Consider the following 14,468-nt stretch of genomic DNA (forward strand, 5'->3'; position numbering starts at 1 on the left):
AGGGCTTGCCGAGCGGTCAGAGGGCAGCGAGCAGATCGTCGAGCGGGGCGGGAACGCGGTCGGGCTCCAGGGCCTCGACGAGAACCCGGCCGTAGTGGATCTTGCGCCCCTTCTTCGTGCCGAAGAAGCGCCTGAGCTGCTGCTGGGGGGCGCGGCCCTGCTGGGCGGGCTGGCGCAGGAACGTCCGCAGGGGGCGCGCGTCGCCTTCCGCGTGGACGAGTTCTTCGATCCGGGACACGCCCAGCGCGCGGATCAGCTCGTCCTCCAGGTCCGCCGCGCAGACGAAGAAGTCCCGCTCCGCCGCGCCCGCCCGGACGAAACCGCGGGCGTAGTAGGGGCGTTCCGCCTCGTCGCACAGGCCCGTGAGGCGCAGGCCCAGGCCGGGTGCGCCGAGGAGCTGGGCATAGCGGCCGACGCTCATCGCGCCGCCCATGGACAGGACGCAGACACCGTCCTCGGCCAGGTTCCGCCCGCGGCGCTCCGCCAGCGCGTCGACGGCCGCGACGTCACTGAGCCCTTCGAGCAGGACGACCGTCCGGATGGGGTGCCGCGCGGCCAGTTCGTGCGCGGGTCCGGCCGGGCCGCCCGCCGCCCATTCGGTGACCGCGTCCCGGAACGCTCCCATGTCCGCCATGAGGCGAGTCTCGGCCAGTTCCGGCCCCGGAGCCAGGCATTTTTCGCCCCGCACCGATCGGGCAGGACGCGTTCGGCGACGTACGCACCGCCGCCGAACACCCCCACACCCGAGCAGGGACTGCGCAATGGGCTTTGGCCCTACGGCAGTTTCACGAACGGCGACAGGAAGGAGCGTGCCCCCGGCGTGTCCAGACGGTACGTCACATTCGTCGCGTAGCACGGGCCGTCACCGGTGATGGTGGTGGCCGCCAGGATCCTCTTCCCCTGCAGGGTGACGAAGTTGGGGCCGCCGGAGTCGCCGTAGCAGGCGCCGCCGTTGCCCTGGGGCGCGGTCATGCCCAGGCGGACCCAGGAGGGGTTCAGGGCGTTGAAGGTGACGGGCGCCTTCATCCGCACGCCGCCGCCCGGATGGGTGTGGCCGCCCGGTCCGCGCACGGCCTCCTGCGTGCCGTACCCGGCGACGACCCAGTCGGCCGAGTTCAGGTCCCCCGTGCCGAGCTGGTTCGCGGTGGGCAGGGCGGCGGGCGTGTAGCTCCAGCGGGCCGCCATCCTCGCCGCGGGCACCTCGACCACGGAGATGTCCCGGGTGTCGGACGCGGGGCCCGGATAGCCGGGGTGGTTGTGGGCGGTGCCCTCGACGGCGACGGCGTTCGCCTGCGCGGCCGGGTCGCCCGGGTACTTCGCGGCGGCGGCGTCGAGCCCGGCCTGCACGTCCTGGTCCAGGGACACGTAGAAGCGCACGTTGTCCGGCCAGTCGGTGGTGCAGTGCGCTGCCGTCAGGAAGGTGTTCGTGTCGATCATGGTTCCGGAGCAGACCCAGTCGACCCGGTCCGGGGTGGTGGGGTCGTCGTCGTTGTCCCACGTCGCGACGAGCGCGCCGACCTCGGTGCGCTCGGGTGCGGGCGTCGCGTTGTAGGAGTTGATGGCCGAGGACGGCAGTGCGGTGGTGAGCACGGCCGCACAGGCCGCCGCGGTGACGGCGGTGGCACGGATCGCTGACAAAAGAACTACCTCTTCTGCAGGTGGGATCAGGTGTTCTCCTGTGGGAGGTGCGCCAAGTGAAGCGCCTGAGTGAGGTGCTGGCAAGGGGCACGCGGTCATCGGCCGACGGGATCGGGCGCCCCCGCCGCCTGCTTCACGAGGCGCAGCAGCCGCCCGTGTCGCGCCGGCAGAAGCAGGACGACTCGATCGGTACGTCCGCCAGAGCGGCGGCGACGCGCAACTGCTGGGCGATGATCCGTGCCTCGCCCTCCTTGCCCTGGCGCACCAGGCATTCGTGCAGGCCGTGCAGCGCCCATACGTTGCCGGGGTGCTGGCACGCCCTCGGCAGGGTGCCGTCCAGGCCGAGGTCGGCCCGGTAGACCGCCTCCGCCTCGGCGACCCGGCCCTGTTCCAGGAGGAGGGCGCCGTAGGCGTGCCGGGTGGGCTGCATCCACCCCCACGGCTCGTCGTAGGGGAGGTGGTCGTCGAGGTCGATCGAGCGTTCCAGCGCGGCGAAGGCGGCCTCGAACCGGCCCTTGCGGTACTGCAGTTCGCCCTCCAGCATGGCCGCGGCGATGGCGAGGATGTCGGCGCAGGTGTTGTTGAACAGCATGCGGGTCCCGGGGACCCTGGCCGCCGCCTCCTGGAACAGGCGCTGTTCCGTCTCGGCCTCGGGGACGCGGCCGGTGGCGGAGAGGGCGACGCCGCGGGCGTAGTGGAGCATGGCGGTCGTCATGCAGTACAGCCCGGGATCGGCGGGCAGCGGCAGCTCGAGGATCTCGGACCAGCGGCCGAAGCGGACCAGGACGTGGACCCGCATGGCGAGGAAGGCCTCCAGCCAGTCCGCCATGGGCGGGCTCTGCACCCGCAGCAGATCCTCCGGTACGGCCGCCTCCAACTGGTCGGCGGTCTCCAGCGCGATGCGGGACTGGCCGAGGAACATGGCTCCGTAGATCCGGAAGTGGTAGTTGTGCGCGCGGTACAGGGTGTAGAAGTTCATCGCGCCGGAGCGCTTCAGGACCTTTTCGTCGGCGAGGATCGCCGTGGTGTTGTCCGAGACGACGCGCCGGTAGTCCCCGCACAGCACCTCCAGGTGGGAGGGCATGTGGTGGAGGTGTCCGGCGTCGGGGACGAGTCCGCGCAGCCGGTCGGCGGCGGTCAGCGCGACCTCGGGGGTCGGGGACATCTCCATGAGGTGGATGTACAGGTGCAGGACGCCCGGGTGCAGTCGGCCCTGCGGTGACTCCACGACCCGCTCCAGCACCTCCCTGGCCTCGGTGGTGCGGGCGCCTTCGGCGGGCCGTCCGGTGTGCAGGTCCCACAGGTGCCAGGGCGTGAGGTTCATCAGCGCGTCGGCGTACAGGGCGGCGATGTCCGGGTCGTCCGGGGCGAGTGCGTGGACGGCGCCCATGGCGTCGGCGTAGGGGGCGTTCCACACCGAGCAGTCCTCGACGGCCTTCGCCTGGGGGTAGCGGGCGCGCAGGGCGCCGATCAGGGCCTGTTCGACGGGGGTGCAGCCGACCGCCTTGGCGTGCGCCGACTCGACGGCGTGGTGGGTGCGTTCGACGGTGCGCAGCAGGTCCCGTTCGTCGAAGAACTCCCAGGGCTTGTTGTAGTTCGGGCCGAGGGCGTAGGCGATGCCCCAGTGGGCCATGGCGCAGTCGGGGTCGGCCTCGGCGGCCTTCCGGAAGCACTCGGCGGCTTCCTCGTGGTGGAAGGCGTACGTCCAGGTCAGGCCGCGGTCGAACCAGAGCTGCGCCTCGGGCGATGCGGTGGTGACGGTCCGGCCGTGCGGGCCGAGGTCGTAGTAGTCCACGGGTGTCTCCTGACGCCGACTCGGAGTCAGGATTCTTCCGGAGTTCCCGGCGCTCGCCCGGGATCTAGCGTTTTTGTCTCACTCGTACGTGGGGCTCGGCGCTGCGGGCGAGGAGTGCGGCCCCGATCAGCGCGCCGACGGCGACGAGTGTGGTGCCCCGCATGCCGATGGCGTCCAGCAGCGGCCCGGCGAGGGCCGTGCCGAGGGCGCCGACGGCGAAGTACAGCACCAGGTAGGCGCCGCTGAGGCTGCCGGAGTCGGCGGGGTCGATGCCGATGACGAGGCTCTGGTTGGCCGCCTGGGCGACGAAGCAGCCCGCGTCGAACACCGCGAGGCCGACGGCGACGGCCGCGAGGTCGTCCGGGGCGCAGGCGATCAGCAGGGTGCCGCACGCCGCGACGGCCACGGCGCCGGTCATCACGGTGTGCGGGCCGTGGCGGTCGACGAGGCGCCCGGTGAACGGCAGGACGGCGAACCCGAGCAGCCCGGCCAGGCCGAACAGGCCGATGGCGGTGGGGTCCAGGGAGTGCGGGGGCCGGGCCAGGGCGAGCGCGAGGCCGACCCAGAGCAGGGTGAAGGCGAGGTACCACAGCCCTCCGGTGGCGACCGCCCGGCGCAGCCGCGCCTCGCGCAGCGGGAGCCGGGGCAGGGCGGCCAGCGCGGTGCGGTAGGGGCTGCGGGCCCGGGGCCGTTCGCCGGGCAGGAGCGCCGCGGCCGCACCCGCGCCGAGCAGGGCGAGGGCGGCACAGGCCAGGAGCATCGCGCGCCAGCCGAGCAGGTCGGTGAGGGCGCCGCCGACGAGTCGGCTGAGCAGGATGCCGGCGGACAGGCCGGTCGCCACGAGCGCGACGGCGGCGCCGCGGCGGCCGGGTGCGGCCAGGCGTCCCGCGATGACGCTCGCCTGGGCGGCGACCGAGGCGGCGGCGCCGATGACCAGGTGGGCGGCCACCAGTACGGCCGCGTCGGAGGCGGTGGCGGCCAGGACGAGACCGGCGGTCAGGGCGGTGAAGTGGGCGGCGACCAGGCGGTTCGGGGCGATGCGGTCGGCCAGGGGCAGCAGCAGGGCGAACCCGGTCATGGAGCCGGCGAGGGCGGCGGACGGGACGAGGCTGATCGCGGAGAGCGGGACGTCCAGGTCGGCGGCGACGACGGTGAGGGCGGGCTGGAGGGTGTAGTTGTCGGCTATAGCCGTACCGGCCATGGCGGCGAGCAGGGCGGTGCCGCCCCGGCGCGGGGTTCGGTTCACGGCCGCGAGGCCCTGCTGAGGACCACGGCGTAACGGCAGGCGTCCGTGCCGGTGTTGGCGAAGACACGCGGGGCGGGGTCGCCGAGTTCGATGATGTCCCCGGCGCCGAGGTCATGGACGGTGTCGCCGTCCTCGAAGGTGAGCCGGCCCTCCAGGACCCATACGAGCTGGTGGAGGAAGGCGAAGGCGGCGGCCGGATAGGGGACGCGGGCCCCCGGCGGGAGGTGGATCTCGGCGATCTCGGCGGGGAAGCGCGGCGAGGTGATCTGGCGGCGCCGGTAGCCGGTCTCCGGGTCGGTCCACTCGGCGTCGTCGGCCCGCCGCCGTACGCCCACCGCCTGCGTCTGGGCCGGGGGCTCCTCGGCCTGCGCGAGCAGGGATGCGACGCTGATCCGGAACGCCGCCGACAGTTTGCCCAGCACGACGGCCGTGGGGTTGCTCTCGCCGCGCTCGATCCGGTTGATCATCGCCCGGGAGACCCCGGAGGCGTCCGCGAGCTGGGCCAGCGTCCACCGGCGGCGCTCGCGCTCCGCACGGATGCGGGTGGCGATGCGCTCCACGAGAGGATCTATCATATTGGACATGATTCCAATATACGAGAAGCGAGGGGGCGTGACGGTCCGCGCGGCACGGCCGGAGGACACCGAGGCCGTCGTCGCGATCCGCAACCACGCCGTCGAGCACTCGACGGCCCTGTGGACGCAGGTCCCGCACTCCCCCGCCGAGGGACAGGCGTGGTTCGCCGACCACCTCGAGCGCGGCTCGGCCCTGGTGGCGGAGGTGGCCGGGGAGATCGCCGGATACGCCTCCTACGCCCCCTGGCGGGCCCTGGAGGGCTACCGCCACACGGTGGAGGACTCGGTCTACGTCCGCGACGGCCACCAGGGTCTGGGCATCGGCGGCTCCCTGCTCACCGCGCTGATCGCCACGGCGCGCGCCACGGGGCAGCACAGCATGATCGCCGCCATCGAGTCGGGCAACAGCACGTCGATACGGCTGCACGAGCACCGCGGGTTCGATCACGTCGGCACGCTGAAGGAGGCCGGGACGAAGTTCGGCCGCTGGTTCGACCTGACCCTGATGCAGCTGCGGCTCGGCGGGTAGCGCGGGGCGTCCCGGGGGCCGCGCATGAGCCCGGGCGGGGCGGGAACCCGGTGATCACCGCAGTCCGCCCGCCATGAATCCGGAGAGTGCCATGAGTCTGCTGCGTGTAGCCGGACGTCCGATGCTTGCCTCGATGTTCGTCGCCGGAGGCCTGGACTCCCTGCGCAACCCCAAGGACGTGGCCCCCGCCGCGGAGCCCGTCGTCCAGCCGATCACCGAACGGGTGGAGGCCCTGCCCGACCGCACGGAACAGCTGGTGCGGCTCAACGGCGCCGTCCAGGTCGCCGCGGGCGTCATGCTCGGCATCGGCCGGATGCCCCGGATCGCCGCGCTCGCCGTCGCGGCGACGCTGGTGCCGACCACGCTGGCCGGCCACCGCTTCTGGGAGGAGGACGACCCGGACCAGCGGTCGCAGCAGCGCATCCACTTCCTGAAGAACATGTCGATGCTCGGCGGCCTGCTGATCGCCGCCGACGACACCGGCGGCTCCCCCTCCCTGGCCTGGCGCAGCCGCCACACCGCCAAGGGCCTGCGCCGCGACGCCCGCCTGGTCAGCCGCTCCGTGCGCACGACCGCCCGCCCGGCGGCAAAGGCGGCCGGCGCCCGCGCAAAGCTGTCCCGCTGACGCCGACCGGCGCTGCGTAGGGCGTGGTCCCGGCCGTACGACGCTCGGACCGGCCCTGCGCAAGCCACCCCCGTCCCCGCGCACCCGCCCCGGCCGGTCCGCCGCCTGCGGTCCGGCCGGCCGCCCCTTGGGCACCATCACGCCGGTTGCCGCGCCGGCCGCTTCCGGCTGCGCAGGCCGGTCTCGGGCAACTGCCCCACCACCTCGGGCACTCCGGACCTCCTCGCCCGGCACGGACTCCACAGGCGTGCGCGGCGGACAGGGCCGCGGGCCGCGAACGCCCGTGCAGGCAGGGGATGTTGACGCCCCTCAGCCGCCCGTCAGCCGCCCGTCAGCCGCCCAGGGCCGTCAGCACCACCGACCTGGCCTCCTCCTGGACCTGGCGCAGATGGTCCTCCCCGCGGAACGACTCGCCGTAGATCTTGTAGACGTCCTCCGTGCCCGAAGGCCGCGCCGCGAACCAGGCGTTGGCCGTGCACACCTTGATGCCGCCGAGTGCGGCGCCGTTGCCCGGGGCCTCGGTCAGGACCGCCGTGACCGGGTCCCCGGCGAGGGTGTCGGCGGTGACCTGCTGCGGTGACAGCTTCGCGAGGAGGGCCTTCTCCTCCCGGGACGCGGGTGCGTCGACACGCGCGTATGCGGGCGCGCCGAAGCGGTCGGTGAGATCGGCGTAGTGCCGCGACGGGGACTTGCCCGTGACCGCCGTGATCTCGGAGGCGAGCAGCGCCAGGATGATGCCGTCCTTGTCGGTGGTCCACACCGAGCCGTCCCGGCGCAGGAAGGACGCGCCCGCCGACTCCTCGCCGCCGAAGCCGAGGGTGCCGTCGGCCAGGCCGTCCACGAACCACTTGAATCCGACGGGGACTTCGACGAGCGGGCGGCCGACCTCCGCCGCGACCCGGTCGATCATGCTGGACGAGACCAGCGTCTTGCCGACCCCGGCGCCCGCCGGCCACCGCTCGCGGTGCGAGAAGAGGTAGGAGATCGCCACCGCCAGGTAGTGGTTGGGGTTCATCAGACCGCCGTCCGGGGTGACGATGCCGTGCCGGTCGGCGTCGGCGTCGTTGCCGGTGGCGATGTCGTACCGGTCGCGCTGCTCGATGAGCGAGGCCATGGCGTACGGCGAGGAGCAGTCCATGCGGATCTTGCCGTCCCAGTCCAGCGTCATGAAGCGCCAGGTGGGATCGGTGAGCGGATTGACCACGGTGAGGTCGAGCCGGTGCTGCTCGGCGATCCGGCCCCAGTAGGCCACCGAGGCGCCGCCCAGCGGGTCCGCGCCGATGCGTACGCCCGCGGTCCGGATCGCCTCCAGGTCCAGCACGTCCGGCAGGTCGGCCACGTACGTGCCGAGGAAGTCGTAGCGGCCGGTGCCGGGCGCGGCCAGGGCGCGGGCGTACGGGATGCGCCGTACGTCCTTCAGGCCGCCGGTGATGATCTCGTTGGCGCGGTCCTGGACCCAGGAGGTCGCGTCGGAACCGGCGGGGCCGCCGCTCGGCGGGTTGTACTTGAAGCCGCCGTCCGCGGGCGGGTTGTGCGAGGGGGTGACCACCACACCGTCGGCGAGGCCGGAGGTGCGGCCGCGGTTGTGCGCGAGGATGGCGTGCGAGACCGCCGGGGTGGGCGTGTAGCCGTCGGTCTGGTCGATGAGGACGGTGACGTCGTTGGCCGCGAACACCTCCAGCGCCGTGATCCGGGCGGGCTCCGACAGGGCGTGGGTGTCGGCGCCGAGGAAGAGGGGCCCGTCGGTGCCCTGGGCCGTGCGGTACTCGCAGATGGCCTGGCTGGTGGCGGCGATGTGGTCCTCGTTGAACGCCGCCGCGAGGGAGGAGCCGCGGTGTCCCGAGGTGCCGAACGCCACCCGCTGGCCCGGCTCGGCCGGGTCGGGGTGCAGCGCGTAGTACGCCGTCACCAGGCGGGCCACATCGATCAGGTCCTCGGGCCCGGCGACCTGCCCCGCTCGCTCGTCCTGCATCTCCGGCTCCTCAGCACGCTTCGACCGTCGCTTACGGATCTCATTTTCCCCTGCTGGGCGCCGGCACGCGCACCGGGCCGCCGTTGTGGCGCGGATCCGCCGGATGCGACGATACGGGCCGCCGAGCGAAGGGATGCGAGACGTGCCGCACGAGGAGCAACGCCCGCCCGCCGCAGCGCTGTTCGACGCGCTGGGTGCCGACTACGAGAAGGCGTTCGCCCACGCCCCCGCCCATCTGTCCGCCCTGGAGTGGCTGCTCGAACGGCTGCCGTCCGCCGCCCGGACGCTGGACGTGGGCAGCGGCACCGGACGGCCGACCGCGGCGGCGCTCGCCGCGGCGGGCCACTCGGTGCTGGGCGTCGACGTCTCCCCCGTGATGGCCGACCTCGCCGCGCGGCAGGTCCCCGACGCCGAGTTCCGCTGCGCCGACATCCGTGAACTCCCGCTGGAGGATGCCTCCTTCGACGGAGTGTGCGTGTTCTTCTCACTGCTGCAGATGACCCGCGCGGAGCAGACGGCAGTGGTGCACCGGCTGGCCCGCGCCCTGAAGCCCGGGGGCCATCTGGTGCTGGCGACCGTGCCCGCCGACGTGGCGGACGTCGAGGTGGTCTTCATGGGCCGACCGGTCCGCGCGACGAGCTTTGCCGAGGCGGACCTGGTCGCCCTGCTGGAGGCGGCGGGGCTGACGGTGCTGTCCCGGAACAGCACCGTCTTCACCCCGGACCACCCCGGAGCGGGGCCCGAGCCCCACGTCTTCCTGTACTGCCGTCGCTGACCTCAGCCGATCTCCACCAGCAGGTCACCGCCCTCGACCTGCTGGATCCGGTTGACCGCGAGCCGGGAGACCGTGCCGTCCTTCGCGGCGGTGATCGACGCCTCCATCTTCATCGCCTCGATGGTCGCCACCGTCGCCCCGGCCGCCACCTGGTCGCCCTCGGCGACCGCGAGGGTCACCACGCCCGCGAACGGCGCCGCGACATGGCCGGAATTGGAGCGGTCGGCCTTCTCGGTGGCCGGGACGTCCGAGGCCACCTGCCGGTCGCGGACCTGGATGGGCCGCAACTGGCCGTTCAGGGAGGACATCACCGTCCGCATGCCCCGCTCGTCCGCCTCACCGACCGCCTGGAGCTCGATCAGCAGCCGCACCCCGGGTTCGAGGTCGATGGCGTACTCCTTGGCCTGGCGCAGGCCGTAGAAGAAGTCCTTGCTGTCCAGCACGCTGGTGTCGCCGTAGGACTGGCGGTGGGTCTCGAACTCGCGGGTCGGGCCGGGGAACAGCAGCCGGTTGAGGGTGGCGCGCCGGTCCTTGACCAGTCCCTCGCGATCCTCGGCACCGAGGTCCGCGGGCGGCTTGGCCTCGGCGCGCCCGCGCAGCGCCTTGCTGCGGAACGGCTCGGGCCAGCCGCCGGGCGGGGTGCCCAGCTCGCCGCGGAGGAAGCCGATGACGGAGTCGGGGATGTCGAACCGGTCGGGCTCCGCCTCGAATTCCTTCGGGTCGACGCCCGCACCCACCAGGTGCAGGGCCAGGTCGCCGACGACCTTGGAGGACGGGGTGACCTTCACCAGCCGGCCCAGCATCCGGTCGGCGGCGGCGTACATGGCCTCGATGTCCTCGAAGCGGTCGCCGAGGCCGAGCGCGATGGCCTGGGTGCGCAGGTTGGACAGCTGACCGCCGGGGATCTCGTGGTGGTAGACCCGGCCGGTCGGCGCGGGCAGGCCCGCCTCGAAGGGTGCGTAGACCTTGCGGACGCTCTCCCAGTACGGCTCCAGGTCGCCGACGGCCTGGATGTCGAGGCCGGTCGGGCGGGCGGAGTGGTCGGTCGCGGCCACGATCGCCGACAGGGACGGCTGGGAGGTGCTGCCCGCCATGGACGCCACCGCTCCGTCCACGGCGTCCGCTCCCGCCTGGACCGCGGCGAGGTAGGTGGCGAGCTGGCCGCCCGCGGTGTCGTGGGTGTGCAGATGCACCGGCAGGTCGAACTCCCTGCGCAGCGCCGTCACGAGGGTGGCGGCGGCCGGGGCCCGCAGCAGTCCGGCCATGTCTTTGACGGCCAGGACATGGGCGCCCGCGTCGACGATCTTCTCGGCGAGGCGCAGGTAGTAGTCGAGGGTGTAGAGCCGCTCGTTCGGGTCGGAGAGGTCGGCGGTGTAGCACAGGGCCACCTCCGCGACGGCGGTCCCGGTCCGGCGTACGGCGTCGATGGCGGGGCGCATCTGGTCGACGTCGTTGAGGGCGTCGAAGATGCGGAAGATGTCGATGCCGGTGGCGGCGGCCTCCTGCACGAAGGCGTCGGTGACCTCGGTCGGGTACGGGGTGTAGCCGACCGTGTTGCGGCCGCGCAGCAGCATCTGCAGGCAGATGTTCGGGACGGCCTCGCGCAGGGCGGCCAGCCGCTCCCAGGGGTCCTCGGCGAGGAACCGCAGGGCGACGTCGTAGGTGGCGCCGCCCCAGCACTCCAGCGAGAGCAGCTCGGGCAGGGTGCGGGCGACGACCGGGGCGACGGCGAGCATGTCCTTCGTACGGACCCGGGTGGCGAGCAGGGACTGGTGGGCGTCGCGGAAGGTGGTGTCGGTGACGCCGAGGGTGGGTGCCTCGCGCAGGTTCCGGGCGAAGCCCTCGGGGCCGAGGTCGACCAGCCGCTGCCGGGAGCCCGCGGGCGGCTGGCCCTCGGGCAGCGGGGGCAGCTTGGCCATCGGGTCGGCCAGGTCGGGCCGCTCGCCGTGCGGCCGGTTCACCGTGACGTCGGCCAGGTAGGTCAGCAGCTTGGTGCCGCGGTCGGCGGAGTGGCGGGAGGTGAGCAGATGCGGGCGCTGCTCGATGAACGAGGTGGTGACCCGGCCGGCCTGGAAGTCCGGATCGTCCAGTACCGCCTGGAGGAACGGGATGTTGGTGGCCACCCCGCGGATGCGGAACTCGGCGACGGCACGCCGGGCGCGGCCCACCGCGGCGGCGAAGTCGCGGCCCCGGCAGGTGAGCTTGACCAGCATGGAGTCGAAGTGGGCGCTGATGTCCGTACCGGCGTGGGTGGTACCGCCGTCGAGGCGGATGCCGGAGCCGCCGGGTGAACGGTAGGCGCTGATCCGGCCGGTGTCCGGGCGGAAGCCGTTGGCGGGGTCCTCGGTGGTGATACGGCACTGCAGGGCGGCGCCGCGCAGCGTGATGGTCTCCTGGGCGAGCCCGAGGTCGGCGAGGCTCTCACCGGCGGCGATGCGCAGCTGGGACTGGACCAGGTCGACGTCGGTGACCTCCTCGGTGACCGTGTGCTCGACCTGGATGCGCGGGTTCATCTCGATGAAGACGTGGTTGCCGTCGCGGTCCAGGAGGAACTCCACGGTGCCCGCGTTGCGGTAGCCGATCCGCCGGGCGAACCGGACGGCGTCGGCGCAGATGCGGTCGCGCAGCGCCGGGTCGAGGTTGGGGGCGGGCGCGAGTTCGATGACCTTCTGGTGGCGGCGCTGCACCGAGCAGTCCCGCTCGAAGAGGTGGATGACGTTGCCCTGACCGTCGGCGAGGATCTGCACCTCGATGTGGCGCGGCTCGACGACGGCCTTCTCCAGGAAGACCGTGGGGTCGCCGAACGCGGACGCCGCCTCGCGGGAGGCCGCCTCGATGGACTCCCTGAGCTGGGCGGGGTCCTCGACGCGGCGCATCCCGCGCCCGCCGCCGCCTGCGACGGCCTTGACGAAGATCGGGAAGCCCACGTCCTCGGCGGCGCGGACGAGTTCGTCGACGTCGTTGGAGGGCGCGGAGGAGCCGAGCACGGGTACGCCGGCCTCGCGGGCGGCGGCCACCGCGCGGGCCTTGTTGCCGGTCAGCTCCAGGATGTCCGCGTCCGGTCCGACGAACGTGATGCCCGCCGCCGCGCAGGCCCGGGCCAGCTCGGGGTTCTCGGAGAGGAAGCCGTAGCCGGGGTAGACGGCGTCCGCGCCGGCGCGCTGCGCGGCCCTGACGATCTCGTCCACGGAGAGATAGGCGCGCACCGGATGTCCCGGTTCGCCGATCTCGTAGGCCTCGTCGGCCTTCAGCCGGTGCAGCGAGTTGCGGTCCTCGTGCGGGAAGACTGCGACGGTCCGCGCGCCGAGCTCGTAGCCCGCACGAAAGGCCCTAATCGCGATCTCGCCTCGGTTGGCGACCAGCACCTTGCGGAACATTCGTGATCCCTTCGCCTGCCGGTGAGGTGCACCATGGTGTCGGCCCCGTGGCGCCGACGCCATGTGAACCTGGCCACGGCGAGCCCTGACACCCCTAGTAGCCGAACACCTGGGTCCAGGTCCAGTCGTCCTCCACCAGGCCGATGCCCATGGTGGTGAGGGAACAGTTGAGGATGTTCTCGCGGTGGCCCGGGGAGTTCATCCACGCCTCCATCACCGCTTCCGGGGAGGTCTGGCCCCGGGCGATGTTCTCGGCTCCGGGCGACGGATGCCCCTGGGCGGCGGCCCGGTCGGCGAAGCTGCGGCCGTCCTGGCTGGTGTGGTCGAAGTACTGGTTCTGCGACATGTCCTCGCTGTGCAGCTGGGCGGCGCGGGCGAGGCGGCCGTCGAGCTTCACGGGCTGACAACCGGCGTTCGCCCGCTCGTTGTTGACGAGGGCGAGGACCTGTGCGGAAGGGGCGTCCGCGGGTGCGGCGGCGGGGGTCGCCGACGGCCGGGGCGCGGGTGGCGTCGTCTCCGGCCGCGGCTTCGTGCGGGACGGTGTCGGCGTGGGCTTGGGGGACTTGGTGCTCGGCTCGGGCGAGGGGGACTTGCTCGGCGACCGGGACGGGGAGGGAGAAGGGGACGCCGAGGCGGTGGGGGAAGCCGAGGAGGGGGCCGGGGGCGTGTCGGCAGCGGACTGGACCTTGTCGCCCTCCCCGTCCGGCTGCAGGCTCAGGGTCGCGACGGTGCCGCCGGATATCAGTACGGCGACCGCGGCGGCCACGCCGGTGATGCGGCGGCGCTGCGGTATTCGTCTCCGCCGGCCATGACCGTGCCGGCCCGGGGAGGATGCGGTGCGCACCGGCGCGAGTACGGCGGTGGGGTCGCCGCCTGCGGCTTCGGAGCCGGGATCCGGGTGGGCGTGCGCCGCCGAGTGACCGGGGTCCGGATGCTGCGGCCCACCGTAGGCCCCGCCGTGCCCATGGACCGAGTGCTCCGGCCCGCCGTAGGCCTCGCCGTACCCGGGAACCGGATCCCCCGGCCCACCGTAAGCCGCCGCGTGACCGGGGTCCTGGTACCCCGGCACCCCGTACGCCGCGGACGCGGTTTCGGTGCCCGTGACGGCGGTCAACCCGGCGAGACCCGTGAGGGCGGCGGCCACCGGCACCAGGCCCAGGCCGACGAGGAGCCCCTCCGCGGGCACCAGCTCGGTCTGGTGGCCCGAGCACCGCACGCAGTCCCGGGCGTGCCGGGCGATGCGCTTGCGCCACAGCGGCGACGGGCGGCCGTCCCAGTTCCCGGTCACCTGGCCGAGATGACCGCAGGGCGGCGCCGCGGCGAGCGCACGTACCACCAGCCGGGCCGTCTCCAGCTGGGCCTTCATCCGCTGCACGCGCACCGCCGTGTGCTGCTGGGACAGCTCCAGCGCGGCGGAGACCTCCGCCCGGCTCAGCTCGCCGACGGCCTCCAGCCACCACAGCGACAGCAGCATCCGGTCGTCGCCGTCCAGCCAGCGCGTGGCCTGCGCCACCTCGCGCCGCTGGCCGTCCAGACCGAGGCGCAGGATCGTCAGGTCCACGAAGTCCGCGCCGGGGTCGGCCAGGTCGTAGGCGTCCTCCAGCTCCGAGCCCGCCGGTGCCGCCTGCTGCCGGTGGTGGTAGGTCCGGATCTGGTTCATCGTGATGGCCACCAGCCAGGACCGGAAGCTGGCCGGGTGATGCAGCGAGCCGAGCGCGCGCAGCGCGCGGAGCATGGACTCCTGCACGACGTCGTCGACGTCGGCATGTCCGTTCAGCGCCCGCCCCACGATGTTGTAGACCAGCGGCAGATACGCGCCGACCAGCTCGTCCTGCGCCCGGAGGTCACCGCGGCGAGCCGCCTCGACCACGGCGTACTCGTGCTCTCCCCTAGCTGCCATGCCTGACCACCACATCCCTTTCGGTTGCCGCATTCT

Annotated in this window: 11 protein-coding genes; 3 read left to right on the top strand and 8 right to left on the bottom strand. The window is 73.2% G+C overall.

Annotated elements, in window-relative coordinates:
• Window positions 1-16 precede the first annotated feature (16 nt).
• The 5 genes from M8H82_RS25370 to M8H82_RS25390 all read right to left on the bottom strand — a co-directional run bounded on the left by M8H82_RS25370 (window position 17) and on the right by M8H82_RS25390 (window position 5,254).
• Entirely contained in the window at window positions 17-634 is a 618-nt protein-coding gene (locus M8H82_RS25370; RefSeq protein WP_250077331.1) for a TOPRIM nucleotidyl transferase/hydrolase domain-containing protein, read from the bottom strand.
• 140 nt (window positions 635-774) lie between these two features.
• Window positions 775-1,638: a trypsin-like serine protease gene (locus M8H82_RS25375; RefSeq protein ID WP_250077332.1), complete on the bottom strand. Its 864-nt coding sequence runs from the start codon at window positions 1,636-1,638 to the stop codon at window positions 775-777.
• 133 nt (window positions 1,639-1,771) lie between these two features.
• A complete protein-coding gene (locus tag M8H82_RS25380) occupies window positions 1,772-3,433 on the bottom strand; it encodes a hypothetical protein (protein WP_250077333.1) in 1,662 nt (553 codons plus the stop codon).
• 64 nt (window positions 3,434-3,497) lie between these two features.
• On the bottom strand, window positions 3,498-4,679 hold the full coding sequence (locus tag M8H82_RS25385) for an MFS transporter (protein ID WP_250077334.1): 1,182 nt from the start codon (window positions 4,677-4,679) through the stop codon (window positions 3,498-3,500).
• Window positions 4,676-5,254 (bottom strand): XRE family transcriptional regulator, encoded by a 579-nt coding sequence (locus M8H82_RS25390; RefSeq protein WP_250077390.1) that lies wholly within the window; start codon window positions 5,252-5,254, stop codon window positions 4,676-4,678. The genes M8H82_RS25385 and M8H82_RS25390 overlap by 4 nt, the downstream gene beginning before the upstream one ends.
• A 7-nt stretch (window positions 5,255-5,261) precedes the next feature.
• Between M8H82_RS25390 and M8H82_RS25395 the strand changes: the two genes are divergently transcribed.
• Together M8H82_RS25395 and M8H82_RS25400 are read left to right on the top strand one after the other, a co-directional pair.
• Window positions 5,262-5,783 carry a GNAT family N-acetyltransferase gene (locus tag M8H82_RS25395; protein ID WP_250077335.1) on the top strand — a complete coding sequence of 174 codons (522 nt, stop codon included), beginning with the start codon at window positions 5,262-5,264 and terminating at the stop codon, window positions 5,781-5,783.
• 91 nt (window positions 5,784-5,874) lie between these two features.
• Window positions 5,875-6,408, top strand: coding sequence for a DoxX family protein (locus M8H82_RS25400; RefSeq protein WP_250077336.1), 534 nt, complete (start codon window positions 5,875-5,877; stop codon window positions 6,406-6,408).
• Between the two features lie 331 nt (window positions 6,409-6,739).
• Here M8H82_RS25400 and pgm read toward each other — a convergent pair whose 3' ends face one another.
• Window positions 6,740-8,380, bottom strand: coding sequence for a phosphoglucomutase (alpha-D-glucose-1,6-bisphosphate-dependent) (pgm, locus tag M8H82_RS25405; RefSeq protein WP_250077337.1), 1,641 nt, complete (start codon window positions 8,378-8,380; stop codon window positions 6,740-6,742).
• A gap of 133 nt (window positions 8,381-8,513) precedes the next feature.
• On the opposite strand from pgm, the gene M8H82_RS25410 reads away from it, so the two are divergent.
• Window positions 8,514-9,155 carry a class I SAM-dependent methyltransferase gene (locus M8H82_RS25410; protein WP_250077338.1) on the top strand — a complete coding sequence of 214 codons (642 nt, stop codon included), beginning with the start codon at window positions 8,514-8,516 and terminating at the stop codon, window positions 9,153-9,155.
• A 2-nt stretch (window positions 9,156-9,157) separates the two neighbouring features.
• Here the strand turns inward: M8H82_RS25410 and M8H82_RS25415 are convergent, their stop codons facing one another.
• Together M8H82_RS25415 and M8H82_RS25420 are read right to left on the bottom strand one after the other, a co-directional pair.
• Entirely contained in the window at window positions 9,158-12,532 is a 3,375-nt protein-coding gene (locus tag M8H82_RS25415; protein ID WP_250077339.1) for a pyruvate carboxylase, read from the bottom strand.
• 94 nt (window positions 12,533-12,626) lie between these two features.
• Complete coding sequence (locus M8H82_RS25420) at window positions 12,627-14,432, bottom strand: sigma-70 family RNA polymerase sigma factor (protein WP_250077340.1); 1,806 nt, start codon at window positions 14,430-14,432, stop codon at window positions 12,627-12,629.
• Between the last annotated feature and the right edge of the window lie 36 nt (window positions 14,433-14,468).

It is taken from the genome of Streptomyces sp. YS415 (genome assembly GCF_023544665.1).
Lineage (GTDB): Bacteria > Actinomycetota > Actinomycetes > Streptomycetales > Streptomycetaceae > Streptomyces.

What these genes read in the sequence shown, in the direction of transcription:
- M8H82_RS25370 (WP_250077331.1), bottom strand. Translation starts at nt 634, where the DNA reads ATGGCGGACATGGGAGCGTTCCGGGACGCGGTCACCGAATGGGCGGCG.
- M8H82_RS25390 (WP_250077390.1), bottom strand. Translation starts at nt 5,254, where the DNA reads ATGATAGATCCTCTCGTGGAGCGCATCGCCACCCGCATCCGTGCGGAG.
- M8H82_RS25395 (WP_250077335.1), top strand. Translation starts at nt 5,262, where the DNA reads ATGATTCCAATATACGAGAAGCGAGGGGGCGTGACGGTCCGCGCGGCA.
- M8H82_RS25400 (WP_250077336.1), top strand. Translation starts at nt 5,875, where the DNA reads ATGAGTCTGCTGCGTGTAGCCGGACGTCCGATGCTTGCCTCGATGTTC.
- pgm (WP_250077337.1), bottom strand. Translation starts at nt 8,380, where the DNA reads ATGCAGGACGAGCGAGCGGGGCAGGTCGCCGGGCCCGAGGACCTGATC.
- M8H82_RS25410 (WP_250077338.1), top strand. Translation starts at nt 8,514, where the DNA reads ATGCGAGACGTGCCGCACGAGGAGCAACGCCCGCCCGCCGCAGCGCTG.
- M8H82_RS25415 (WP_250077339.1), bottom strand. Translation starts at nt 12,532, where the DNA reads ATGTTCCGCAAGGTGCTGGTCGCCAACCGAGGCGAGATCGCGATTAGG.
- M8H82_RS25420 (WP_250077340.1), bottom strand. Translation starts at nt 14,432, where the DNA reads ATGGCAGCTAGGGGAGAGCACGAGTACGCCGTGGTCGAGGCGGCTCGC.